Origin of the sequence: Dolomitihabitans soli (assembly GCF_022213955.1) — a bacterium.
In the GTDB taxonomy this organism is placed as follows: domain Bacteria; phylum Actinomycetota; class Actinomycetes; order Streptosporangiales; family Streptosporangiaceae; genus Streptosporangium_A; species Streptosporangium_A soli.
On record NZ_JAKNTW010000028.1, the window covers coordinates 119,999 to 144,783 of the forward strand.

A 24,785-nucleotide genomic window follows, 5' to 3' on the forward strand; every position below is an offset into this window, starting at 1 on the left:
CGCTCATTGCTGTGCCGCGACCTCGGTGGCCAGGCGGGTGTACTTGGTCGAGTCCTCGCCCAGGTCCCGCAGCGACTCGCCCTGGAGGAGGTCGGCCGGGGTCATCTGGAGCGCGGGGGTGGACGACTTCAGCTTGGGGTCGACCTGGTCCATCGCGGCCTTGTTCGGCACGTTGTAGAGGATGTTCGCCGCGGCCCAGCCGTGGATCTCGGGGTCGAGGATGTAGTTGATCAGGGCGTGGGCCGCCTCCTTGTTCTTGGAGGACTTCAGGATGACCATCGTGTCCACCCAGAGGTCGCTGCCCTCCTTCGGCACCACGAACTTGATGTTCTTCTCCGCGGTGGGGCACCAGCCGTCCCACGCCTCGACCATCACGGCCTGCCCGTCGGTCAGCTTCTTGCCGAAGGTGGTGTCGTCGTAGGCGAGCAGGTTCTGCTTCGCCTTGAGCAGCAGCTCGCGGGCCTTGCCGATCTCCTCGTCGTTCACGGTGTTGACCGAGTAGCCGAGGGACTTGAGCGCGGGCAGCGCCAGCCAGCGCTCGGTGGTCATCATGGTGACCTTCTTCTTCGCCTCGGCGGGCGGGTCGAGCAGGTCGTTCCAGCTCGTCGGCGGCTTCTTGACGAGGTCGGACCGGTAGCAGATCCCGGTGGTCCCCCAGGTGTAGGGCACGGAGTACTTGTTGCCCTTGTCGTAGGAGAGCTGCTTCGCCTCGGGGTAGAGGTTGGCCAGGTTGGGGATCAGCTCGGGGTGGATCGGTTCGAGCAGGCCGGCGCCGTTCAGGGCCTGGGCGTACTGCCCGGAGACGAAGGCGACGTCGAGGCCGCTGTCGGCGCCCGCGGTCAGCTTGGCCATGATCTCTTCGTTGGTCGCGTGCAGGGTGCGCGTCATCTCGGTGCCGAGCTTGGCCTTGACCTTCTGGGGGAGGTCCTCGGGGCTGTAGTCCTCCCAGATCGAGATGGTGAGCTTCTGCTTGGCGAGATCGGCGTTCGGGTCGAGCTGCGCGGCGGTGGCGGTCGCCGCCTGTCCGCCGTCGGCGGCTTCGCCGCCACATGCCGCGACGGCGAGCGCGAGCCCGGTGGCCATGAGGGCGGCCGGAAGACGACGGTGGTACCGGGCACGGGACACGGGCCGCTACTCCTTCAGATTCAGCTGTGCGGAAGGCCGCGGGCGACCGAATCGGGCAACGCAGACCAAAACAGGAGTGTTGCAGTCAAGTTCAACATGAGCAAGAGTTGTGTCCACATTGCGACCTGGGAGTTTGATCGCCGAGTTGAATCCACGTTCAATATTTGAACGGCTCGTTTCCCTGGCCGGGCAGCACCCCTGGACCGCCCCTCGGCCGGGCGACGGCGTCTCGGCCGGGCTCCTGGCGGCGCTCGCCCGGGGCGACGACCTGCCTCCACCATTTCAGGTCATGCACTTCGTGGCGATACCGCCCCTCCTAAACTACGGCGAGCGGGGGTTCGAAGTGGACCAGACGAACCGGTCGGTGGTGGTGGACGAGCAGATCGTGGTCAAGTGGCTGACGCCACCGGCCGCGTCGCCCCATCCGGCGCCCGAACTCCTCGGCCATCTCACGCGGGTCGGCTTCACCGCGACCGCACCGCCGTACGCCGCGCTGACCATGCGCGCGCCGGACGGCGGCGAGCTCCTGCTCGCCCTGGTCACGGGTTACCTCCCGGGCGCGCGGGACGGCTGGACCTGGTGCGTCGACGACGCCGCCGGCGGGCGCACCGCGTTCGCCGCGCCGCTCGGCGGCCTCGCCGCCGACCTGCACCTCGCCCTCGCCACCCCCTCCCCCGCGACCGCGGGCACCCGCCCGGCGGCCGACGGCCCGGCCTGGCTGAGGAGGGCGGAGGACGCGCTCGCCGAGGCGCTGGACCTGACGGACGGGACCGACGGCGACTGGCTGGCCGCCCGGGCGCGGACGCTGCGCGACGGGCTGGCGGGACTGGCGGCCGAGCGGGCGACACCGCTGATCAGGATCCACGGGGACCTGCACGTCGGGCAGATCCTGCGATGGCGCGACGGGTACGCGGTGATCGACTTCGACGGCAACCCGACCGTCGCGGAGGCCACGCCGTACCAACCGGCCGCGCGCGACCTCGCACAACTCGCCACCAGCCTGGAACACGCCGGGCAGGTGGCGATCAGGCGCCTCGACGCGGACCCCTCGGCCGTCGCCCGATGGACGCGGCGCGCCCGCGCGGAACTGCTGGACGCCTACCGCGCGCGCCTGGCCGAGCACGGCAGGGCCGAACTCCTCGACGAGTCGCTGCTCGGGCCGTTCGAGATCGAGCAGGAGTGCCGGGAACTGATCTACGCCGCCCGGCACCTGCCCCGCTGGCGGTACGCGCCGATGGGCGTCCTGCGCACCCGTTACCCCGGACAGGAGACCTCGTGAACCCCGAGCTGTACCTCGCCGACCTGGAGCGCAAGCCTGAGGCGCTGACGGCCCTGGCCGAGGCGCTGGCCGCCGGCGACCCCTTCGACGGGCTGCCCGGCGGACTTCGGCGGGTGGTGTTCCTGGGCATGGGCAGCTCGCGGTACGCCGCCGGGACGGCCGCCCTGCGACTCCGCGCGGCGGGCATCGACGCCGTCGCGGAGTACGGCTCGGCGAGCCGGTCCCATCCGCCGGGCCGGGACACCCTCGTGGTGCCGATCTCGGCCACCGGCGGAAGCGGGGAGACGCTCGACGCGCTGGCCCGCTACACGGGCGGGGCGTTCGTCGCGGCGATCACCAACGTCCCCGGATCCGCGGTCACCGAAGGCGCCGACCTGGTGGTGCCGATGCTCGCGGGCGAGGAACGGGGCGGGGTCGCCTGCCGTACGTTCCAGCACACCCTCGCCCTGCTGTTCGCGCTGGAGGCACGTCTCACCGGGGCGGGCGGCGACCTGCCGGGAACGCTCGGGCGTGCCGCGGAGGCGACCGCCGACCTGCTCGACCGGCGCGGCGAGTGGCTGGAAAGCGCGGCGAACCTGCTCGACGGTCCGGACGGGGTCTACACGATCGCCCCCGCCGAACGGCTCTCCTCGGCGGAGCAGTCGGCGCTGATGTTCCGGGAGGGCCCGCGCCGGGCCGCGGACGCCTGCGAGACCGGCGACTGGTCGCACGTGGACGTCTACCTCACCAAGACCCTCGACTACCGCGCCATCCTCTACCCCGGCTCCCGCTACGACGAGCAGGCCATGGACTGGGTACGGCGACGCGGCTCCACGGTGCTGTCGGTGGGCGGCGAGACGCCGGGGGCGAAGGGCACGATCCGCTACCGGGGCGACGACGACCCGATGGTCGCCCTGCTGACCGAGACGCTGGTCGCGGAATTGGTCGCGGCCTCCTGGTGGCGGCGCTGAGGACCATCGCCGAACGGACGGGGCGCGATGACCGCCGCCGGACCACCGGCTCCCGGGGTCGTCAGAGACCGTACGCGGCGCGCATGGCCAGGGCGTGCTCGACCAGGGTGATCAGCGTGACCTTGACGGAGGGCCTGGCCCGGGCGTCCGTGCGCACGATCGGGATGTGCGGGGCGAGCGTCAGGGCGTCCCTGACCTCGTCCTCGCCGTGCGGGTACAGGCCGTTGAAACCGTTGAGGCCGACCACGAACGGCAGGCGGGCCTCCTCGAAGTAGTCGATCGCGGGGAAGCTGTCGGCCAGCCGGCGGCTGTCGACCAGCACCACCGCGCCGATGGCCCCCCGCACCAGGTCGTCCCACATGAACCAGAACCGGTGCTGACCCGGCGTGCCGAACAGATAGAGGATCAGATCACGGTCGAGCGACACGCGGCCGAAGTCCATCGCCACGGTGGTCGTCGTCTTGTTCGGCGTCATCCCGAGATCGTCGATGCCGACGCTGGCGTCGGTCATCACCGCCTCGGTCGTCAACGGCAGGATCTCGGAGACCGCCCCCACGAAGGTGGTCTTGCCGACGCCGAACCCACCGGCCACGACGATCTTCGTCGACGTCAACCCGCCGTCACGACTGGAGCCCGCGAAATCCACTGAGTACCCTTTCCGGCAACCCGACCGCCGACCTCTCGGCTGCCGGCACAGCTCGCAGATGGCACGCTACCCCGCGGTGTATGACAATAAGAGGTACATAGAGGTCACGGATGAGACCGACGAGAACACCATCCATTCACCGCACCTCCCCCGCGGAGTCGCCTCCGCGCCAGTCCTCGATCTCCGCCCGGCCCCTGCGCACGCCGTTCTGCAGGGCGGCGAACCGGCCGCGCACCTGATCCGCCGAGGGCAGCCGCCGCGGCGCGTCCGGCGGCGGCGGGTAACGCGGGCCGGCCGCACCCGCCCAGTTCTCCGGCATGGCGACGGGCATGGCCACCGAACCCGGCACGGAACCGGGCACGAGGTTCGCCCTGGGCTGCCGCTTGGGCAGCCCGGCGGCCGTCGTCCCGCCGAGGGCGGGCTCGGCCGCGGCCTCGGCGGCCCGCCAGCCGGTGTCCGCCGGGGACGTCCACGGGTCGGTCTCCGGCATCTGCGGCGCGTGCTTCATGAACCAGGCCGACTCGGTGGCGGCGTAGACCGGCAGGAAGTCGCCCTCGGCGGACGACTGCTCGGCCACGGGCTCCGCGTCGGGCCACCGCGGCACCCGCATGTCGGCCTCCCGCCACGGGGGCGCCTGCGGGTCCGTCCACTGCGGCGACGCGGGATCCTCCGCCGTGTCCGGCCACGGCGACGACGCCGTCTCGGGGTCCGGCCAGTGCGGGTCCTGCGTGTCGGGCCACGGCGACCGGGTCTCGGAGCCGGGCCGCGGCGCTCCCGGCGTCTCCGGCTCCAGCCAGTCGGGGGTCTGAGTGTCGGGCCACGGCGACCGCGTCTCGAAGCCGGGCCGCGGCGCTCCCGGCGTCTCCGGCGCCGGCCAGTCGGGGGCCGCCAGCGGGAGCGCGACCGCGGCGGCGGAGGCCGGGACCACCAGCGCCTCGGGAAGGAGCACCATGGCGGTCAGCCCGCCCAGGTCGTGCCTGCGCAGCCGTACCTTGATGTCGTGCCTGAGCGCCAGCCGGCCGACGACGAACAACCCCATCCGCCGTGAGACCGACACGTCGACCAGCGGCGGGTCCATCAGCCGCCGGTTCGCCTCGTCGAGGTCCTCGGGCGACATCCCGATCCCGCCGTCGGTCACGGACAGCATCACGCCGCCGTAGTCGCTCCGGCTGCCCGACAGGGTCACCTTGGCGTCGCGCGGGGAGAAGCCGAGGGCGTTCTCCACCAGTTCGGCCAGCAGGTGGACCACGTCGCTGACCGCCTCGCCCGCGACGGCCACCTCCGAGCGCACCTGGTTCGTCACCCGGTCGTAGCCCTCGACCTCCGACAGAGCCGCGCGGGCCACGTCCATCAGGTCCAGCGGCTTGTTCCACCGCCGCGCCGCCTCGTGCCCGGCCAGCACCAGCAGGTTCTCGCTGTAGCGCCGCATCCGGGTGGCCAGGTGGTCGAGGGCGAACAGGTCGGCCAGCCGCGTCTCGTCGCTCTCGCCCAGCTCCAGACGTTCCACCAGCGACAACTGGCGTTCGACGAGGGTCTGGCTGCGACGCGAGAGGTTGACGAACATCGCGTTGACGCTGCCCCGCAGCCTGGCCTCGTTTCCCGCCAGCCGTACCGCCTCCCGATGCACCTCGTCGAACGCGCGGGCCACCTCCCCCACCTCGTCGCGCGAGTAGACCTGGATCGCCGGGACCTCGTCGGGGTCCCGGCCGCTGTCGGACTCGCGGAGCCGCTGCACGACGGCGGGCAGCCGGTTCTCCGCGATCTCCAGGGCCTCGGTCCGCAGGTGCCGCAGCGGACGCACCAGCGAGCGGGCCACCCCCGTGGTGATGGCGAGTACGGCGAGCAGCAGGGTGGCCACCGCGATGGCGACCAGCACGGCACGTCTGAGCTCAGCGTCGTTGAGCTGGCGGCTCCTGGCGGCGATGGACTGACCGTGGCGGCGCTCCACCTCGCGGATCCGGTCGACGGTGACGGTCATCGCCTCGAACCACGCGGCGGCGTCGTCGTCGCGGGCCTGGTCGAGCCCAGTCAGCGGCTGCCCGGCGCTCGCCCTGGTGAGGACGAGTTCGCGGAGGAACAGCGCGCGGTCGGCGGAGCGGCCGTTGACGCTCTCGTCGAACAGGCGGCGCACCCCGGCGTTCGCCTCGCCGGCGAAGGCCCTGCGCTGGGACTGCTCGCTCGACAGCACGCCGAGGAACTTCTCCATCCGCTCCTGCTCGAACCGGCCGGTGGCCAGCACGACGGTGATCAGGCCGCGCTGCCGCGAGGCGCTCTCCTTGATCCGGGCCAGCGCGTCCAGCGTCAGCGCCTGGCCGAACAGCACGTCGTCGCGGGTCCCCTTGCCCAGTTCGTCGTTCAGTGAGAGCAGGTCGTCGAGCACCAGGGTGTAGAGGTCGATGGCCGCGTCGGGGAGCAGCCGCCTGGACAGGGCCTGTTCACGGAGCGGCACCAGGTCGCCGAGCCGGGCGAGCACGGTGCCGACCTCGTCCGCCGCCCGCCCGGTCAGCGCTCCCTGCAGGAGGCTCGCCGCGTCGCGGACCCGCCCCGCCGTCCCGTCGACCCGCTGCATCTGCTCGCGCACGTCCTCCTCACGATCCGCGCGGGCGTCGTCGTCGGTCACGGCGAGGAACCAGGCCATCAGGTCCCGCTCGGCGGCGACCTCGTGGGTCATCGCGGAGATCCGGCCGGAGAGCTCGGCCAGCTCGTTCGCACGCTCGTAGTCGTCGGCCGCGGTGGTGGAGGCGAACACCTGGACGCCGCCGAGCAGCACCGCGGCTGCGGTCGGCACGAGGATGAGCGCGATCAGTCGGGAACGCACGCGCCAGTTGCGCACCCGCAGGCCGTTGCCGGCCCCTTCCTCGGCGGCGGGCACCGCCCGCGCCGTCACCTCCCGGTCAAACATCTGTACTCACCGAACGCACCTCTCGCCGAACCTCGGCGTGCCTGCACGAGCGCGTGGACCCGCTGGAGAGCCGGCGACCACCGGCGAATCCAGGTAATCCGGGGCCAATTGCAACACATCTGGGGCTGATGGAACATAGCTAGGGCGAATGTGATGGATGGGGCCGGCGGGAAACGAGCTCGGAGCCGCTGATCGGGAGGTCAATGACGTGGGACTTCGACGGGTATTCGGCCGGATGCGGCGATGGGCCGGCGGGAAGGGTACATCGTTCCAGGTCTTGATCGTTTAAAACGGACGTCATACACCTGGATTTCCGGACATATCACAATGTCGTGATTCCGGATATTCACCGCATGTCATGACCACCCCCTTACCCTCGACCTCGAGCCGACGGGACCGCCCCCAGGACGCCCCGAGGCGAGCACACCTTTCGGAGGGACGATGAGAGACCCGCACCCCATCCGGACGATCTTGCTGGTGGCGGTTCTGCTGCTCTCCGGTTGCACCAGCCCCGCGCCGCAGGCCGTACAGCCGCCCGCGAAAGTGCGGATCGCGCTGAATCCCTGGGTCGGCTACGAGTCCGCCGCGGCCGTTCTCGCCTATTTACTGGAACACGAACTCGGCTACGAGGTCGAGCGGACCGAGATGACCGAGGCCGAGGCGTGGAAGGGATTCGAGAGCGGCACGGTCGACGTGATCGTCGAGAACTGGGGGCGGGAGGCGGAGAAGCGGGAGTACATCGAGGAGAAGAAGGTCGCGGTGTCAGCCGGGACGAACGGCAACAAGGGGACCATCGGCTGGTACGTCCCTCAGTGGATGGTCCGGAAATATCCCGATATAACAGACTGGCGGAACCTAAATAAATACGCCCATCTTTTTAGAACGGATAAATCCGGCGACAAGGGCCAGGTCCTTGACGGCGACAAATCCTACGTGACCAACGACGAGGCCCTGATCGACAACCTCGACCTGAACTACAAGGTCGTCTACGCCGGCGGCGAGGACGCGCTCATCGACGCGGCGCGGAACGCGACGGAGCGCAAGGAGCCCCTGCTGATGTACTTCTACCAGCCGCAGTGGCTGTTCACCCAGGTCGAGCTCGCCAAGGTCAACCTCCCGCCCTACGTCATCGGCTGCGACGCCGACCCGGCGAAGGTGGCCTGCGACTACCCTCCCTACCTGCTCGACAAGATCGTGAGCACCTCGTTCACCCGCACCGGCGGCCGGGCGTACGAGCTGGTGCGCAACTTCGTCTGGACCAACGACCACCAGAACGCGGTCGCCACCGACATCGGCAACGGCGGGATGAGCGCCGACCAGGCCGCCCGGAAGTGGGTCGAGGACAACACCGTCGTCTGGAAGGACTGGATCCCCCGCTGACCTGCATCCCCGCTGACCTGGATCCCGCTGACCTGGATCCCGCTGACCTGGATCCCCCGCTGACGAGACCGGTCAGAGCGTCACCCACGAGGTGCGTACGGCGACGCCGTCCAGGGTGCGCCAGCCGAGCCGGAACGGCCCGGACGGGATCGGCGCGATGACGAAGTAGCCGAGGGCGTCCACGGCGAACGCGGCGACCTCACCGGTGGGGGTGTGCAGCTCGACATGCCCGGGGGCGGCCGGCATGAGCTGGCCGCGCAACGCCTCGTGGACGACCTCCAGATCGACGCTCTGCTCGGCCGACTCGAAGGTCATCGCCCGCAGGACCGCATGCTGCTCGCGGGTCGCGAACTCATGGGACACGAACTCGCCGGACAGGAACTCACCGGTCACCGGCCCGCCGGTGACCGGCTCGTGGTCGACGGCCGCCCGCTCCGCCTGGGAGTCGTAGGTGAGGGCCGCGAGCTCGGCGTCGAGATCGTGCCAGGCGAAGGCGGCCTTGCCCGCCTCCACGAAGTCGGCGGGGACGGCACGGGCCTCGCTCAGCGCCTCCCCGAGAGAGGCGAGGAGCCACTCGTCGTCCCGGTCGTCTGCCACTTCTCTCACCTCTCCGCCCCGATCAGCCCGGCCAGCTCGGGCGCGCGCCGCAGGGCCGCGAGGCACCGGGCGCGGTTCGGCCCGATGCTGCCGACCGGCATCTCCAGCTCGGCGCTGATCCGCGAGTACGGCACGGGCGGGTCCTGGAGGAGCAGGCCGAGCAGCCGCCGGCACTGCGGCGGGAGCCGGGCGAAGGCGGCGCGGAGCGCGAGACGGCGCTCGGCGGCGAGCAGGTCGCCGTCCACGTCCGCCGCTCCGCCGTCCACCAGCGTCTCCAGGTCGGCGCCATCTTCGTACCCCTCCCTGGTCTCCTTCAGGCGCAGCACCCGCAGGCACTCGCGCCGGGTGGTGGTCGCCAGCCAGCCGGGCAGCGCGGCCGGGATGCGCAGCCTCGGCAACTGCTCGACCAGCCGGAGCCACACGCCCTGACCGACGTCGTCGGCGTCGTGACGGCTGAGCCGATGCCTGCGGCAGACCCCCCACACCAGCGGGGAGTAACGCTCGACGATCTCGTCCCAGGCGTCCTTGTCGCCCTGTCCGGCCCGACCGACCAGTGCGGCGACCGATTCCTCAGCAACCATCGAGGGGCCCCTCTCGCCCGTGAACAGCGCCCCGAGCCCCCACACTCTAGGGTCCGGGCGGCCCGCTGTCACGAGCGGTGGCCGGGAACTCGAACGGCCTGACGCCACGATCGGCGGCCGCGCCCTTGAGCACCTGGTCGAGCGCCTCCTCCGCGGTCACCTGGCCGGGTCTGATCCGGGACGCGATCTCCCCCGAGACGACGGCGGCGGCGAAGGAGGTCCCGCTCCAGGTGGCGTAGCCGGCGAACGCGGCCGTGCCGGGGCCTTCGTCACGGGCGACGTCGCCGACGAGATAGGTGCTGGTCACACGGTGACCGGGGGCGGTGAGATCGACCCACGGCACCTCGGGGCTGAACCACTCCTGCGGGTAGCCCGGCGGCTCGGGCACGCCCACCGTGATCACGTCGTCGAGCGCTCCCGGCCAGATCGCGATGTTCTCGCCGCGACCGGGAGCGCCGGTGTTCCCCGCGCACGCCACCACGGCCATCTTGGCGCTGAGCCGGCGGATCGCGCGCTCCAGCACCAGCGGCGGCCTGCCGTCGCCCGTCGAGCAGCCGAACGACAGGTTCAGCACGTCCACGTCCTCGGTCAGGAACTCGGCCATCCGCTTGGCGACCTCCCACGACGACACGGCCCTGCCGGCGTCGTCGAGCACCCTGCGGGCGACGAGCACGGCGTCGGGCGCCTGTTTCGCGATCAGCCCCGCCACGAAGGTGGCATGACCGGCGGCCTTGTGCATCCCCGCACCCGCCTCGTGTTCCGCCTCGCGCGGGTCGAGGATCGAGTCGGGCCGCGCGACCAGCCGATCGGCCAGCTGACGGTGCGGGAAGATCCCCGTGTCGAGGATGCCGACCCGCACCGGTTCCCCGCCCCCGCGGGGAGCCGCGACGGGAGCCCACTCCTGCTCCGGCGCGACGTCCGGATAGGTCGGAACGGCGCCCTTGCGATAGGGGAAGGCGTGGATCAGGTCCAGCAGCCGGTTGGTGTCCATCGAGGGCACCCACCTGGAGTACAGCTCCGCGAACCGCCTGCGCAGCTCCCACACCACCAGCGCCAGATCCGACCACCGGGCCATCTCGGCCGCCTCGTCCGGTCGGACGCCGTGCACCGCCGCCCACCCGGGATCGCGGAACGGCACCGCGGCGGCCCGTACCTCGGCCTTGTCGAATCGGAGCATGACGAGATCGAGTTCCTCCGACGTCTCGACCCGGCTCGTGGTGACATGGAGCCGCGCGAGCCCGTGCTGGACGAGACGACGATGCGACTGGGCGACGACGAGCTCGTCCTCTTGGTACTGCTCCCCGTTGCGTCCGACGACAGCCATCCCTGTTCCTCCTCCGGCGCTGTGGAAGACGCCCTCACTCAGTCAGAGGGCGGGCCGGAGCCCCGTGATACACGAGGAATCCGGTTGACAGCGGACCGCCGTGCACCCGCTGGGGATGATGACGCCGGCACCCCGGGAATCCGGTTGACAGCACGGACCGCCGTGCACTCCGCTGAGGACCATGACGCTGGCACACGAGGCAGAGGAGGCGCTCCGCCTCGCCGAGGGCGAGCCACGCCGCGCCGTACCCCTCGCGACCGACGTGGTACGGCGGGCGACGGCCGGCGGCGATCTCCCGGCGGCCTCGATCGGTGAGCGCGCGCTGGGGCTGGCCGCGCTCCACCTCCAGGACCCGGACGCGGCGATCCGGCACCTGCGGGCGGCGGTCGGCCTCGGGCGGCGGGCCGGTTCGGCCGTTCTCGCGGCGGAGGCGCACCTGCGGCTGGCCTTCGTGCTGACCGTCAAGGGGCGGCTGCGCCAGGCCCTGCGTGAGATCGACACCGTGCTCGCCGGGCTCGCCGGAGCCCGGGACGCCGAGCGGGCGCACGCCCGGGCGCGGGCCCAGCGCGGAGTGATCCTCTACGAGCTGGGCCGGTCGGACGAGGCGCTCGCCGAGTACCGCACCGCGCTGCCCTCCTTGCTCAAGGCGGGCGACCTGGTGTGGGTGAAGAAAGTGCTCTCCAACCGCGGCATCCTGTACGGCGAGCGGCACGAGTTCGCCGCCGCCGAGGCCGACCTCAGGGAGGCCGAGCGGCTCAACCGGGAGCTCGGCCTCGACCTGACGCTCGCCTACGTCCAGCAGAACCTCGGCTGGGTCAACGCCATGCGCGGCGAGATCCCCGCCGCGCTGTCCTATCTCGACCTGGCCGAGCGGCGGCTGCGCGCACTGGGGGCGCAGCTCGGGTGGGTGCTGCGCGACCGCGCGGAACTGCTGCTCTCGGTGGGGCTGTCCGCCGAGGCCAGGGAGGCGGCCGAGGAGGCCATCGCGTCCTTCGAACGGGAGCGCCGCCGGATGGCGCTGCCCGAGACCCGGCTGCTGCTGGCCCGCGCGGCCACCCTGGAGGGTGACACGGCCCTCGCGCTCCAGCAGGCCGGGCGCGCCGCGGCCGAGTTCTCCCGGCAGCAGCGGCCGGCGAGCGCGGCCCTCGCCAGGTTCGCGGCGATGTCGTCGCGGCTCCTCTCCGGCGAGCGGTCCCGGGTCTCGCTCGCCGCGCTGGAACGGGTCGCCGACGCGCTGGCCGCCGCCCGGCTGCCCGCCGCCGCCCTCGACGCCCGCCTGTCCGCCGGCCGGGTCGCGCTCGAACGGGGCCGTACGGAGCGCGCCCTGGCCCCGCTGCGCGCCGCCGCCCGCGCCCGGCACCGCGGTCCCGCCTCGATGCGGGCCAGGGCCTGGCAGGCCGAGGCCCTCCTGCGAGCGGCGACCGGCGACCGCCGGGGCGTCGCGAGCGCGGCCAGGGCCGGCCTGCGGATCCTCGACGACCACCGGGCCACCCTCGGCGCCACCGACCTGCGCGCCCACGCCGCCGAACGCGGTGTGGAACTGGCCGAACTCGGGCTGCGGACCGCCCTGGACGGCGGCGTCCCCGGCCGGATCCTCGCCTGGGCCGAGCGCGGCCGGGCGGGCCACCTGCTGCTGCGCCCGGTCCGGCCGCCCGACGATCCCGCGCTCGCCCGCGATCTGGCCGAGCTGCGGGCCGTCGTCACCGAGCTGGACAGGGCCCCCAGCGCGAAGCTGGCGCAGCGCCAGGTCACGCTCGAACGCGGGATCCGCGACCGTTCCCGCCGCCTGCCCGGCCGCCACGGGATGCGGGCGCGCGCCTGGCGGCCGGTCTCGGTCACCGCTCTCGGCGAGGCGCTGGGCGAGGCCGCGCTCGTGGAGTTCGCCTGCCTCGACGGGGCGCTGCACGCCGTGACGGTCGCGGGCGGCCGGGCCCGCACGCACGCGCTCGGCCCGCTGGCGCCGGTGCGCGACCTCGCCGACAGGTTGCCGTTCGCACTCCGCCGCCTGGCCAGGCAGCGGGCTCGGGCGGCCAGCCGTACGGCGGCGCTGGCGCTGTTGCGGCACGCGGCGGCGGGCCTGGACGAGTTGCTGCTGCGCCCGCTGGCGGGCGTGATCGGGGACCGGCCGCTGGTCCTGATCCCGACCGGCCCGCTGCAGGCCATGCCGTGGTCGGTGCTCCCGTCGTGCGCGGGCCGGCCGGTCACCGTCTCCCCGTCCGCCACGCTGTGGCACGCGGGCTCATCTGACACGTTCAGACAGCCCGCGAACCCACCGGACGCGGCCGACCGGCCCGACGGCTCACCGGACGCGGCCGATCAGCACGCGGACCCACCGGGAACGACCAACCGGCACCACAGCTCACCGGACACCATCGGACGGCACGCGGGCCCACCGGGCACGGTCGGCCGGTACGGCGGGGCGACCGACGGCGCCGGACGGGGCGGGGCGACGGGGACGGCGGCAGTCGCGGCGGGGCCGGGGTTGCCCGGGGCCAGCGCGGAGGCGGCGGAGGTGGCGGAGATCCACGGCACCGTGCCGCTGACCGGGGACGCGGCGACGGTGGCGAAGGTGGTGGCCTCGATGAACGGGGCGCGGCTGGTGCACCTGGCGGCGCACGGCAGGGTGCACGCGCGTAACCCGCTGTTCTCCTCGCTGCGGCTCGCCGACGGCCCGCTGACCGTCTACGACCTGGAGCGGCTGGAGCTGGCGCCGCGCACCGTCGTGCTGGCGGCGTGCGACAGCGGGCGGCCCGTCGTCCGCGCGGGGGACGAGCTGCTGGGCCTCAGCGCGACGTTCCTCGCGCTGGGCACCCGGCAGATCATCGCCTCGGTGGTGCCGGTGCCCGACGCGGAGACCCGGCCGTTGATGGTCGCCTTCCACCGGCTGCTGTCCGCCGGGCGTCCGGCGGCCGAGGCGCTCGCCGAGGCCCAGCGCCGGGTGGCGGGCGGGGCCGGCGAGGAGGACGCCGCGGCGACGGTCGCCGCCGCGGGGTTCGTCTGCCTGGGAGCCGATCCGGCGTGAGTGACCCTGTCGGGCCGAGATCTCACACCTGGGCGCCGTGGTTCGCCCTGACCTGGACGACGTGCTCGACCAGCGTGATGAGCGTCGACTTGACCGACTCGCGGGAACGCGCGTCGCAGCGGACGATCGGGATGTGCGGCGCGAGCGCCAGCGCCTCCCGCACCTCGTCCTCCACGTGCAGGAACTCGCCGTCCCAGCCGTTCACGCCGACCACGAAGGGGAGGTTGGCCTCCTCGAAGTAGTCGATGGCGGGGAAACCGTCGGCGAGGCGGCGGGTGTCGATGAGCACGATGGCGCCGATCGCGCCGCGTACCAGGTCGTCCCACATGAACCAGAACCGGTGCTGGCCGGGCGTGCCGAACAGGTAGAGGATCAGGTCCCTGTCGAGGGTCACCCTGCCGAAGTCCATCGCCACGGTCGTGGTCGACTTGGTCGGGGTCAACGACAGGTCGTCGACACCCGCGCTCGCGTCGGTCATCACGGCTTCGGTGGTCAGCGGGAGGATCTCCGACACCGCGCCCACGAAGGTGGTCTTGCCGACGCCGAACCCGCCCGCGACGACAATCTTCGTCGACGTCAGACCGCCGTGGCTAGAGCCTGCGTAGTCCACTGAGCACCCTTTCCAGCATGTGCAGATCCGGCTGACCCTCGTTGAGTCGCGGCTGGTGGAGGCGGAGCAGGCCCTCATCGGCCATGTCCGCCACCAGTACACGCGCCACGCCCAGCGGGACCCGCAGCAACGCCGAGATCTCGGCCACCGATCGTACCGATCGGCAGAGCACCACGATGCTCTCCTGCTCGGGGGTGAGCAGGGCCATGTCGTTGTCCGGGATGGAGTACGAAGAGATCAGCGTCTCCATGGCCAGGTGATAGCGAGGCTCGACGCGACCTCCCGTCATGGCGTACGGACGGAAGAGAGGCTCGTCGTCCCCGTGTCCGTCAGCGCCGCGCACGGACCTCTCCATTCATCGTCATCACCGCGTTCTGGATATCTGCAGCTCGGCACGGAGTGCCGGGGTCAGCACCTGTCCAGCCCGATCGACAAGGAGGGTCATCTGGTAGGCGACCAGACCCATGTCGCACTCGGGAGAGGCGAGCACGGCGAGTACGGAACCGTCGCTGATGGCCATCACCAGCAGCAGACCACGCTCCATCTCCACCACGGTCTGAGTGACCGCGCCCCCCTCGAAGACACGGGAGGCCCCCACGGTCAGGCTGAGCAGTCCCGCCGCCACGGCGGCGAGCTGGTCGGCTCTGTCCTCGGGAAAGCCCTCCGAGTTCGCCAGGCACAGCCCATCGGCCGAGACCACCACCGCGTGCGCGACACCGGGTGTGCCGCGGACGAATTCGGTGATCAGCCAGTCGAACCTACGAGCGTCATGGCTCAGCGTGGTCACGCCTCCTCCTTCGTCGGCCGCGTGGTCGGGGCGCCGCGTCCTGCGCTTCTCCCGCTCACTGGCCCTCTTCCTGGTCCGCCCCATTCGGAGCGGAGTCGTCGCGTACTTCCGCACGCCCTCGCCGGACGCCCTGCTGGAGGCTCGCCATCCGGTTGCGGACCCGTTCGGCGGAGACCGGGGGCATCGGGGGGGCCGCGGAGGGCGCCGGCGTCGCGGCGGCCCTTCCCGGCACGAGGTTGGCCTTGGGCGTGCGCTTGGGCAGTCCCGCCGAGGTGACCCCGCCGAGCGACGGCTCCGCGGCGGCCGCGGCGGCGCGCCAGCCCTCGTCCGCGGCGTTGCGCCAGGCGTCTCCGGAGGATGTCTGCGGAGCCTCGCGAGGCGTGTCGACCACCGCGCGGGCGGACTCCCACTCCTCCAGCCGCTCGCTCTCCTCCTTCAGCGCCCGCTCCACGCGCTCCGCCTCGATGCGTGCCGAGTCGTCAGGCTGCGGTGGGGCGTCGGGCTTGCGGAACCAGGCGGACTCCACCGATGCGAAGATCGGCAGGAACTCCTCCTCCGATTCCAGCGAAGACACCTCGACTGCGGGCATCGACGCGGTGACCGGGTCGTCGTCCTGCGCGTTCCACGCCGAGAAGGTGGGTGGCGCCTCGCGGGGATCGAGATCCCTGCGGCGGAACTCGCCGGTGTCCTGCGACGCGGCGGAACGGCTGTCCTGCGGCGCCGGGGGACGTCCGAAGGCGCCGGTGTCGAACGCGGTGCTGTCGAAGGCGTTGGTGTCGGCGGGCGACACGGACCTGCCGAAGACGCTGGGCTCCTGGCGCGGCGGCTCGGGCCTGCCGAAGACGCTGGGCTCCTGCCGCGGCGGTTCGGGCCTGGCGAATCCGCCGCTGTCGCCGGCGCCGCCGGTGCCGCGGGTAAACGCGCCGCTGTCGTGCGCGCCGCGGGCGAAGGGGTCGCTCTGGGGCGCGCCGGTGGGGAACCCGCCGCTGTCGGAGACTCCCCGGGCGAAGGGATCGCTCCCGGGTACGTTGGTGGGGAACCCGCCGCTGTCGTGCGCGCCGCGGGCGAAGAGATCGTTCTCCGGCTGCTGCGTGCCGTACCCGCGTTCGGGGGCCGGCTGGGGCGGTGCCGGGAACCGGGGCTCGGCGGGCGGCGGCGTGCCGAAGCTCCAGTCCGTGCCTCCCGTGGTGTTCCCCACGGGCCGCGCCGGTGACCCGAAGCCCCGGTCGGCGGGCGGCTGCTGCTGGCCGTATCCCGGCTCGGCGCCGCCGGGTGCCGGCGGCCGGCCGTAGTCGCTCGTCATGGGCGAGGGAGCGCCTGCGCCCTCGCGCCTGGCCACCGTGTCCGCGCCGAACAGCGAACCGGTGGGCGCGTTCGCCCCCGACGGCTGGAAGGGACCGAACCCCTGGGTCGTGCCTCCGCCATTGGCGGCGGTCGCGGTGGTGGAAGGCCAGTCGGGCGTCTGCTGCTGCACGGTCTCGACGATCAGCGCCGGCGGGATGAGCACCATGGCGATCAGGCCGTTGCCCTCGGCGAGGCGGAGCTGGGCGCGGATGCCGTGGCGCAGGGCCAGCCGGCCGACCACGAACAGGCCCATGCGCCGGGAGACGGAGACGTCGACGACGGGCGGCTCGGCGAGTCGCCGGTTCGCCTCGGTGATCTCCTCCTCGGTCATGCCGATGCCGGAGTCGCTCACCGACAGCAGCGCGCCGCCGCCCTCGATGAGACTGCTGGAGACCATCACCTGGGTGTTCCTGGGCGAGAACTGGATGGCGTTCTCGACCAGCTCGGCGATCAGGTGGACGAGGTCGTTGGCGGCGCTGCCGACCACGGAGGTGGTGCGGTGCACCTTGACCTGGACCCGCTCGTAGTCTTCGACCTCCGACAGCGAGGCGCGGACGACGTCGACGAGCTTGGCCGGCTGGCTGCGCCTGCGGGTGGGCTCGTGACCGGCGAGGACCAGGAGGTTCTCACTGTTGCGGCGCATGCGGGTGGCGAGGTGGTCGAGCTTGAACAGGTCGCCGAGGCGCTTGCCGTCCTCTTCGCCCTTCTCCAGACCGTCGATCAGCGAGATCTGCCGTTCGACCAGCGTCTGGGTGCGGCGCGAGAGGTTGACGAACATGGAGCTGATGTTGCCGCGCAGGTCGGCCTCTTCGGCCGCGAGCCGTACGGCCTGGCGGTGGACCTCGTCGAAGGCCTGGGCGACTTCCCCGATCTCGTCCCTGGAGTCGACGGAGATCGGCTGGACCTCCGGCGGGTTGGCGTCGCCGGTGATCCGCATGTCGCGGACCACGTTCGGCAGCCGGAACCCGGCGACCTCCAGGGCCTCGGTGCGCAGGCGGCGCAGCGGCGAGACCATCGACCGGGCGATGAACACGGTCAGGGCCAGGACCAGGAGCAGCAGGGCCAGGATGGAGGCGCCGGCGATGGCGGCGGCGCGCTGTTCGGCGTCGGCCAGCTCGCGGTTGCGGGTGACGACGTCGTCGGCGACCTTCTTCTCGATCTTCTTGATCGAGTCGATCGACACCGTGTTGTCCTCGAACCACTCGCCGCGGTCGGAGGCCGCGAGCAGCGCGCTCTCCAGCTGGTTGGCGCCGGTGCTCACGATGGTGATGGCGCGCGACTTGGTCAGCTCCGCGCGGTAGCGCCGGGGGTCGGTCAGCGTCCGGTAGAGGAGCTGCACGTTCTCGGCGCCCGCCTCGGCGCCGAACTCGGCGATCCGCTCACCCTGGCGGGCGCGGGAGGCGATGAAGTCCTCCATCTCCTGCGCGCTGATCAGCCGGCGGTCGAAGGATCCGAGCAGCAGACGGTCTCGCTGCTTGGACGCCTCCTCCTTGGCGTGCGCGAGGGCGCTGAGGCCGCGGAAGTTACCGATGGTCGTGGAGTCGTCGCTGACCTGGCCGAGCTCGTCGTGCACCCGGAGCAGCGCGGTGACCAGCGAGGTGTAGGGCGCCGACTGGTGTTCCTTGCGGAGGTCCTTCAGCGTGTCGAGCTGGATCAGCGACTGCTGGACCGCCTCGACCACACGCGGGCCGTACACCAAGTCGATCTTCGCGAAGTCGGCGCGGACTCCGCTCACCAGTCCGTCGACCGTCTTCTGCCGGTCCTCGTACTCGGTCTGCAGCGTCACGGCGCGGCCCTGGAAGCGGGCCCGCTTCTGACGACTGGCCCAGGTGCCCATGTCGCGCTCCTGGCCGACGGCCTCCGTCAGGTCCCTGATGCGGGAGGCGTAGTCGGCGGCCAGGCCGGTGCGCTCGTGTTCGGCGATGCTCTCGATGGAGGTCACCACCCGGGCGCCGGAGAGCATGACGCCCACCGCGGTCGGGACCAGGATCAGCGCGGTGAGTCGTGTGCGCACTCGCCAGTTGCGCAGGGCGAACACGCGTTTCGCGATAGAGGGCCGCCCACGATCACGCCTGGCGGTACGGCCGCTCTCGGTAGTACCCGTCGCCACGCTCTCGCTACCCCCAACCGTCGCAACCAAACCAGGCCTATCAGACCACAAGGTCGCGAGACATTCTGGATAGACCGGTCAAGCCGGTTTAATCGTTACCAAAGGTGACAGAATGCTGAGCACTGCCGCATTACCGTAGCGCAGCGAGCACTTGGTTGCGAACCTGTTCGCGCTGATCTTCATCCACAAGAAGGCGACCCGCGCGGTCCACTACGTAGAAGACATCCACAGCTTCCGCGCCGAGAGTCTCCACGCGCGCGGCCCGGACGTCAAGTCCGCATTCACCAAAAGCCCGGCCAATGCGCCATAGAAGCCCCGGGCGGTCATGAGCCCGGACTTCTACCACGCTCGCCGTGGCCGACGCGTCCTCCAGCAATGTGACGCGCGGAGGTGCCACGGGGACCCGCGCGGGACGCACGGAACGGGTACGGCGGGCAAGGCGCTGCTCGATGTCGAGGCGGCCGGCCAGCACCAGTCGCAGGTCGGCTTCCAGGGTCGCCGGATCGGGCGGCGAGCCGTATTCCGGCACCACGGAGAACTCGATCATGGCAGTGGAGCCGGCGGACGCGGCGGAGGCCGAGCGGACGACCATGCGGTGCGCCGCGAGGACCCCAGCGGCCCGCCAGAGCAGCCCGGGACGGTCGGGCGCGACGACGGTCACCGCGCCCCCGTTGACGCGGATGGCGCCCCCTCCGTGCCGTGCCAGGGACGCCTGCTGAGGAGACAGCGAAGGAGCCGGCCGGAGCGGCGTGCCCGACAGCACGGACCTGACCCGCCGTACGAGATCGGCGACCAGCCCGGCCTTCCAGGAGTTCCAGGCCGCGGGGCCGGTGGCGTGCCCGTCGGCCACCGCGAGCGCCGCCAGCAGGTCGAGCACCTCGCGGGTGCCCACCGCGTCGGCGACCCGGGAGATCGTCACCGGGTCGTCGAGGTCTCTGCGGGTCGCGGTCTCGGGGAGCAGCAGATGGTGGCGCACCACGACGGCCAGCGTGTCGACGTCGGCGGGCGACAACCCGATGTGCGCGCCGATGTCCCGGGCGACCACCTCGCCGGTGGTCGAATGGTCACCGGGCCAGCCCTTGCCGATGTCGTGCAGCAGGGCGGAGATGAGCAGCAGGTCGGGGCGGGACACGTCACGGGTGTACGCCGCGGCTCCGGCCGCCGTCTCGATCAGGTGGCGGTCGACGGTGAAACGGTGCACGGGGTTGCGCTGCGGGCGGTGCCGTACCCGCTCCCAGTCGGGCAGCAGTCGCACCAGCACGCCCGCCTGGTCCATCTCCTCCCAGACCGGTACGGCGGCGCGACCAGCGCCCAGCAGGGCGACCAGCGCGTCACGCGCCTCGTCGGGCCAGGGCACCGGCATCGGGGGCGACTGGGTGGCCAGCGCGGTGACCGTCGCGGGCGCCAGCGGCAACCCGGCTTCGGCGGCGGCCGCGGCGGCGCGCAGGATCAGCACCGGGTCCTTGCGCGGGCTCACGCCGCGCGCGAGCACGACCTCGCCGCCGTGTTCCACCACGCCGTCGGCGAGCGGTTTGCGGCCACGGGGCATGGGTCCGGACAGCAGTCGGTCGACCGTCCGCCAGGTGCCGTCGAAAGCATGTGAGATCGTACGGCCGGCCTCGGCCAGCCGTCTCATCAACGCCTCAGCATCCAGGAGCCCGAGCGTACCCGCCACGGCGTCCTGTTCCTGGAGTACCAACCTGTCGGTGCCGCGTGCGGTGACGACGTGCAGCGCGTGCCGGATGTCGAGGAGCAACTCGTACGCCTCGCGGACCCTCGGTCCGGGGGCGGAGGCGACCCAGGCGGCGGCCACGGCCTGCATCGCCTGCACGTCACGGAGCCCACCGCGCGAGTCGCGCAGATCGGGTTCGAGCAGGAAGGCCAGCTCGCCGCTCGGCTCCGACCGCTTGTCGGCCGACTCGCGGAGGTCCATCAGCCGCCGCCGGGAGTCCGCGCGCCACTCGGCGAGCACCAGTTCCCGCGCCGACCTGGTCAGCTCGGGATCTCCGGCCACGTGCCTGGCCTGGATCAGGCCCAGCACCGCCTTGAGATCCTCGCGGGCGACCTTCGCCGCCTCCTCGACGGTGCGCACCGAGTGGTCGAGCCCGATCCCGGAGTCCCAGACCGGATACCAGATCCGGTCCGCGATCTTGGCGACGTCGTCTCTGCCGTTGTGCAGCAGGACGAGGTCCAGGTCGCTGCCGGGGGCGAGCTCGCCCCGCCCCAGGCTGCCGACCGCGACGAGCGCGACGCCCGCTGTGGCGCCGCGCTCGTCGGCGACCTGCGCCCCGCTCCTGGCCTCCCGCTCCCGCGAGTACGGCATGGCACACGCCGTACGCAGCAGGTCGGTCAGCCACCGGTCGATGTCTCCGGCCCGCTCTTTACGGGCCGGAGCGAACGAGCGAGCGTCGCCTCTCATCATTTCGGCTACAGAGCCTCCGGCCCGCGTTCACCGGTGCGGACCCTGACCACCACGTCCACCGGCACGGACCAGACCTTGCCGTCGCCGATCTTGCCGGTCTGCGCGGCCTTGACGATGACGTCGATCACGTCCTCCGCGTCCTCTTCCTCCGCGAGGACCTCCAGGCGCACCTTGGGCACCAGGTCCACCTGGTACTCGGCGCCGCGGTAGACCTCGGTGTGACCGCGCTGCCGGCCGTACCCGCTGGCTTCGCTTACCGTCATGCCCTTGACACCGAACTGCTCAAGAGCGGCTTTCACGTCATCGAGCTTGAAGGGCTTGATGACCGCGGTGATCAGTCTCATGCGTCCACCTTCTTGGCGCCTGACGGCACACCCGGGCCGTTGGCGGAGGACACGCCGGAGGCGTGGACGGTGCCGAGGTCGTAACCGGTCTCGGCGTGAGTGGTGATGTCGATGCCGGTGACCTCGTCGTCCTGGGCGAGCCGGAAGCCCATCGTCTTGTCGATGATCTTAGCGATGATCCACGAGACGACGAAGGAGTAGAGGCCGACGGCGACCGGGCCGAGCACCTGGACGCCGAGCTGCGAGATGGGCCCGCCGTAGAACAGGCCCTTGTTCTGGCCCTCGGCGAAGGGGTAGGCGGCGACGAAGCCCAGGGCCACGGCGCCGACGACCCCGCCGACCAGGTGCACGCCGACCACGTCGAGGGAGTCGTCGTAGCCGAGCCGGTACTTCAGGCCGACCGCGTAGGAGCAGATCGCACCGGCGAGCGCGCCGATCACGAACGCGGCCCACGGATCGACGAAACCACAGGCGGGGGTGATCGCCACCAGGCCGGACACGGCGCCGGAGGCGACACCGAGGGTGGTGGAGTGCCCGTCGCGGAGCTTCTCCACCAGGATCCAGGCGCCGGCCGCGACCGCGGTGGCGATCTGCGTGTTCATGAACGCCAGGCCGGTGGTGCCGTCGACGGCGAGCTCGGAGCCCGCGTTGAAGCCGAACCAGCCGAACCAGAGCAGGCCGGCGCCGAGCAGGACCAGGGTCAGGTTGTGCGGGCGCATCGGATCCTTGCGCCAGCCGACCCGCTTGCCCAGGACGAGGACGACGGCCAGGGCCGCGGCTCCCGCGTTGATGTGGACGACCGTTCCGCCGGCGAAGTCCTCGATGCCGAGCTTGCTCAGCCAGCCGCCGCCCCACACCCAGTGGGCCACCGGGAAGTACACGGTCGTCGCCCACACGAGGGCGAAGACCACCCACGCGCCGAACTTGGCCCGGTCGGCGAGCGCGCCGCTGATCAGGGCTACCGTGATGATCGCGAAGGTCATCTGGAAGGCGGAGAAGACGAGGTTCGGCATGCCGGTGCCGTCTGTCTTGGTGGCCGTTTCGACGAGACCGGCGAGCCCGATGTTGTCGAGGCCGCCGATGAACTGGTTGACGATGCCTTCGCCGTCCCCGGCAGCGTCGAAGGCGAGCGAGTGGCCGTAGAGGACCCAGGCGATCGTCACGACGATGATGCTGACCCACGACATCATCATCATGTTCAGCACGCTCTTGGCCCTGGTCATGCCCCCGTAGAAAAAGGCGAGACCTGGCGTCATCAAAAGCACGAGTGCGGTGCTCATGAGCATCCAGGCTGTGGAGCCGCTATCGATCTCCATTCGAAGCGACCCTCCTTCCAATTGGCGTTGCCGGTGGTACCCGCCGCAGTAACGCCTCCAGGACTTCATCGACCGGCTGCGCACTGACGTGACGTGTTCAGGGGGAGGTTTCGGCCCCGGCTCACGCCGCGACTTCCTCTCCCTTGCGGCACAGCGTCGTATTCAGCCGTTTCAAGCCACGACCTTGTGTGTTTCGCACTCGTGAATCTCGGCCCAGTGGTGTTTCAGCCATGTTTCGGACAGGCCAATAAATGGTGATACATCCACCCAAACAACAGCCCTCGGCGGAGGTGCTCCCCTACTTGACCGCTCCCGCGGTGAGTCCGGCCACGATCCGCCGCTGGAAGAACAGCACCAGGATCACCAACGGGATGGTGACGAGCACCCCGGCGGCCATCTGGGTGCCGAACGGCGTGGCGAACTTGGCCGCCCCGGTGAACTGGGCGATCCGGACCGTCGCGGTCTGCCGGTCCACGTCGTTGACCATCGTGACCGCGATGATGAACTCGTTCCAGGTCACGATGAAGGCGAGGATCGCCGTGGTGAACACGCCGGGCGCCGCCACCGGCAGGATCACCTTGCGGAACGCGTCGAACGCCGAGCAGCCGTCGATCATCGCGGCGTGCTCCAGCTCGCGCGGCATCTGCCGGAAGAAGGTGGTCAGGTTCCACACGGTCAGCGGCAGCGCGAACGACATGCTCGGCAGAATCATCGCCTGGTAGCTGTTGATCCAGCCGATCGAGGTGAACAGCTTCAGCAGCGGCACCACCAGCAGCGCGCCGGGGAACATCGAGACCGCGATGATCAGCGCCAGGATGACGTTCTTGCCCCGGAAGTCCAGCCTGGCCAGCGCGTACGCCGCCAGGGTGCCGATCAGCAGGGTGACCGCCGTGGTGACCACCGCCACCACCGCGCTGTTGAGCAACGCCTGCCCGAACCCCGTCCCCTCGTCGAACACCCCGGCGTAACTCTCCAGCGACCACGGCGAGGGGAGCGGCGTCTGGTGGTAGATGTCCGCCGTGCGCCGGAAGCTGGAGACGACCATCCAGTAGAACGGGATCAGGCAGTACGCCACGATCGCGGCGACCCCCAGTCCGGTCAGCACGCGCTTCACGAGGCCACCCTCCTGCGGGTCCGCACGTCGGCGAGCAGATCGGCGCCGAGCAGCTTGACGAAGACGAACGCGATCAGCGCGATGTAGAGGAAGAGCATCGTGCCGTACGCCGAGGCGGGCCCGTAGTGGACCCTGGTGGCCTCGTCCCAGATCAGCGCCGACAACGTCTCCACCGAATGCTTGCGCGGCCCGATCAGCACGTACGGCAGGTCGAAGACGCGCAGCGCGTCCATCATCCGGAACAGCACGGCCACCAGCAGGGCCGGGCGCACCAGCGGCAGGGTGATCCGCCAGAACGTCTGCCAGGCGGACGCGCCGTCGACCCGGGCCGCCTCGTAGACCTCGCCGGCGATGATCTGGAGCCCCGCCAGCACGAGCAGGCCCACGAAGGGCGCGGTCTTCCAGGTGTCGGCGACGATTACCGCGATCTTGGCCTGCACGCCCTCCGTCGTCCAGAGGATCTGCTGGCCGATGATGGTGTTGGCGACGCCGTCCGCCTGGAAGATCCATCGCCACATCAGGCCCGAGACGGCGGTGGGGACCGCCCACGGGATGAGGATGCTGGCCCGCAGGAAGCCCCTGCCGCGGAAGGCCCGGTGCATGACCAGCGCCATCAGCACGCCCAGCACCACCTCGATCGAGACGGTGGCCACCGTGAAGAGCGTGGTGTTGGCCAGCGCGTTGACGAACCGCTCGCCGAGCACGCCCGAGTAGTTGGCCAGGCCGGCGAACCGCTCGCCCTCGACCACGAAGCCGTCGGCGTCGAGCGTCTCCCCGCTGGTGTAGAAGGACTCCCGCACCGCGGAGAGGAGGGGATACAGCACGACCAGGGCCAGCACGACCAGGGTCGGGGACAGCATGAGGGCGGCGAGCCGGCTCTGCCCGGCCCGCTCGCGGGGCCCGCGCCGCCGGTTCGCCGCGCCGCTCACCGG

The 24,785-nt window shown here is 71.5% G+C and carries 19 protein-coding genes; 4 read left to right on the top strand and 15 right to left on the bottom strand.

The window, feature by feature from the left end; translation table 11 throughout:
- Positions 1-3: 3 nt before the first annotated feature.
- Entirely contained in the window at positions 4-1,125 is a 1,122-nt protein-coding gene (locus tag MBA17_RS38165) for a polyamine ABC transporter substrate-binding protein (protein WP_238502484.1), read from the bottom strand.
- Between the two features lie 145 nt (positions 1,126-1,270).
- Here MBA17_RS38165 and MBA17_RS38170 point away from each other — a divergent pair, with 145 nt between their 5' ends.
- Positions 1,271-2,404, top strand: a complete 1,134-nt coding sequence (locus MBA17_RS38170) for a hypothetical protein (protein ID WP_238502486.1) — start codon at positions 1,271-1,273, stop codon at positions 2,402-2,404.
- Positions 2,401-3,354 (top strand): SIS domain-containing protein, encoded by a 954-nt coding sequence (locus tag MBA17_RS38175; RefSeq protein ID WP_238502488.1) that lies wholly within the window; start codon positions 2,401-2,403, stop codon positions 3,352-3,354. Before MBA17_RS38170 ends, MBA17_RS38175 begins: the two co-directional genes overlap by 4 nt.
- 61 nt (positions 3,355-3,415) lie before the next feature.
- Here MBA17_RS38175 and MBA17_RS38180 read toward each other — a convergent pair whose 3' ends face one another.
- Together MBA17_RS38180 and MBA17_RS38185 are read right to left on the bottom strand one after the other, a co-directional pair.
- A complete protein-coding gene (locus MBA17_RS38180; protein ID WP_238502545.1) occupies positions 3,416-3,967 on the bottom strand; it encodes a GTP-binding protein in 552 nt (183 codons plus the stop codon).
- Between the two features lie 169 nt (positions 3,968-4,136).
- On the bottom strand, positions 4,137-6,902 hold the full coding sequence (locus MBA17_RS38185; protein WP_238502490.1) for a sensor histidine kinase: 2,766 nt from the start codon (positions 6,900-6,902) through the stop codon (positions 4,137-4,139).
- A 441-nt stretch (positions 6,903-7,343) separates the two neighbouring features.
- Between MBA17_RS38185 and MBA17_RS38190 the strand changes: the two genes are divergently transcribed.
- Positions 7,344-8,282 (top strand): ABC transporter substrate-binding protein, encoded by a 939-nt coding sequence (locus MBA17_RS38190; RefSeq protein WP_238502491.1) that lies wholly within the window; start codon positions 7,344-7,346, stop codon positions 8,280-8,282.
- 72 nt (positions 8,283-8,354) lie between these two features.
- Here the strand turns inward: MBA17_RS38190 and MBA17_RS38195 are convergent, their stop codons facing one another.
- Genes MBA17_RS38195 through MBA17_RS38205 form a run of 3 tightly spaced genes read right to left on the bottom strand, consistent with a single transcriptional unit; the run spans position 8,355 to position 10,784 of the window.
- A complete protein-coding gene (locus MBA17_RS38195) occupies positions 8,355-8,879 on the bottom strand; it encodes a hypothetical protein (protein WP_238502493.1) in 525 nt (174 codons plus the stop codon).
- 5 nt (positions 8,880-8,884) lie between these two features.
- A complete protein-coding gene (locus tag MBA17_RS38200; protein WP_238502495.1) occupies positions 8,885-9,460 on the bottom strand; it encodes an RNA polymerase sigma factor in 576 nt (191 codons plus the stop codon).
- A 46-nt stretch (positions 9,461-9,506) separates the two neighbouring features.
- On the bottom strand, positions 9,507-10,784 hold the full coding sequence (locus MBA17_RS38205; protein WP_238502497.1) for a S8 family peptidase: 1,278 nt from the start codon (positions 10,782-10,784) through the stop codon (positions 9,507-9,509).
- 181 nt (positions 10,785-10,965) lie between these two features.
- On the opposite strand from MBA17_RS38205, the gene MBA17_RS38210 reads away from it, so the two are divergent.
- Positions 10,966-13,806: a CHAT domain-containing protein gene (locus MBA17_RS38210; protein ID WP_238502499.1), complete on the top strand. Its 2,841-nt coding sequence runs from the start codon at positions 10,966-10,968 to the stop codon at positions 13,804-13,806.
- A 22-nt stretch (positions 13,807-13,828) separates the two neighbouring features.
- On the opposite strand, the gene MBA17_RS38215 is transcribed toward MBA17_RS38210, so the two are convergent.
- The 9 genes from MBA17_RS38215 to MBA17_RS38255 all read right to left on the bottom strand — a co-directional run bounded on the left by MBA17_RS38215 (position 13,829) and on the right by MBA17_RS38255 (position 24,782).
- A complete protein-coding gene (locus MBA17_RS38215) occupies positions 13,829-14,386 on the bottom strand; it encodes a GTP-binding protein (protein WP_238502546.1) in 558 nt (185 codons plus the stop codon).
- Between the two features lie 10 nt (positions 14,387-14,396).
- Positions 14,397-14,759 (bottom strand): DUF742 domain-containing protein, encoded by a 363-nt coding sequence (locus tag MBA17_RS38220; RefSeq protein ID WP_238502500.1) that lies wholly within the window; start codon positions 14,757-14,759, stop codon positions 14,397-14,399.
- A gap of 21 nt (positions 14,760-14,780) precedes the next feature.
- Positions 14,781-15,203, bottom strand: a complete 423-nt coding sequence (locus MBA17_RS38225) for a roadblock/LC7 domain-containing protein (protein WP_455432932.1) — start codon at positions 15,201-15,203, stop codon at positions 14,781-14,783.
- 55 nt (positions 15,204-15,258) lie between these two features.
- Entirely contained in the window at positions 15,259-18,657 is a 3,399-nt protein-coding gene (locus tag MBA17_RS38230) for a sensor histidine kinase (RefSeq protein ID WP_238502501.1), read from the bottom strand.
- A 130-nt stretch (positions 18,658-18,787) separates the two neighbouring features.
- Positions 18,788-21,076 (bottom strand): [protein-PII] uridylyltransferase, encoded by a 2,289-nt coding sequence (locus MBA17_RS38235; RefSeq protein WP_238502502.1) that lies wholly within the window; start codon positions 21,074-21,076, stop codon positions 18,788-18,790.
- An 8-nt stretch (positions 21,077-21,084) separates the two neighbouring features.
- Positions 21,085-21,423 carry a P-II family nitrogen regulator gene (locus tag MBA17_RS38240; protein ID WP_238502503.1) on the bottom strand — a complete coding sequence of 113 codons (339 nt, stop codon included), beginning with the start codon at positions 21,421-21,423 and terminating at the stop codon, positions 21,085-21,087.
- A complete protein-coding gene (locus tag MBA17_RS38245; protein WP_238502504.1) occupies positions 21,420-22,739 on the bottom strand; it encodes an ammonium transporter in 1,320 nt (439 codons plus the stop codon). Before MBA17_RS38245 ends, MBA17_RS38240 begins: the two co-directional genes overlap by 4 nt.
- A gap of 298 nt (positions 22,740-23,037) precedes the next feature.
- Positions 23,038-23,853 (bottom strand): carbohydrate ABC transporter permease, encoded by an 816-nt coding sequence (locus MBA17_RS38250; protein WP_238502505.1) that lies wholly within the window; start codon positions 23,851-23,853, stop codon positions 23,038-23,040.
- Positions 23,850-24,782: a carbohydrate ABC transporter permease gene (locus tag MBA17_RS38255; protein WP_238502506.1), complete on the bottom strand. Its 933-nt coding sequence runs from the start codon at positions 24,780-24,782 to the stop codon at positions 23,850-23,852. Before MBA17_RS38255 ends, MBA17_RS38250 begins: the two co-directional genes overlap by 4 nt.
- Positions 24,783-24,785 lie beyond the last annotated feature (3 nt).

Bases quoted from the DNA above. Each gene is read 5' to 3' on its own strand.
- MBA17_RS38185 (WP_238502490.1), bottom strand. From the start codon at position 6,902: ATGTTTGACCGGGAGGTGACGGCGCGGGCGGTGCCCGCCGCCGAGGAA.
- MBA17_RS38190 (WP_238502491.1), top strand. From the start codon at position 7,344: ATGAGAGACCCGCACCCCATCCGGACGATCTTGCTGGTGGCGGTTCTG.
- MBA17_RS38200 (WP_238502495.1), bottom strand. From the start codon at position 9,460: ATGGTTGCTGAGGAATCGGTCGCCGCACTGGTCGGTCGGGCCGGACAG.
- MBA17_RS38205 (WP_238502497.1), bottom strand. From the start codon at position 10,784: ATGGCTGTCGTCGGACGCAACGGGGAGCAGTACCAAGAGGACGAGCTC.
- MBA17_RS38210 (WP_238502499.1), top strand. From the start codon at position 10,966: ATGACGCTGGCACACGAGGCAGAGGAGGCGCTCCGCCTCGCCGAGGGC.
- MBA17_RS38235 (WP_238502502.1), bottom strand. From the start codon at position 21,076: ATGAGAGGCGACGCTCGCTCGTTCGCTCCGGCCCGTAAAGAGCGGGCC.
- MBA17_RS38240 (WP_238502503.1), bottom strand. From the start codon at position 21,423: ATGAGACTGATCACCGCGGTCATCAAGCCCTTCAAGCTCGATGACGTG.
- MBA17_RS38245 (WP_238502504.1), bottom strand. From the start codon at position 22,739: ATGGAGATCGATAGCGGCTCCACAGCCTGGATGCTCATGAGCACCGCA.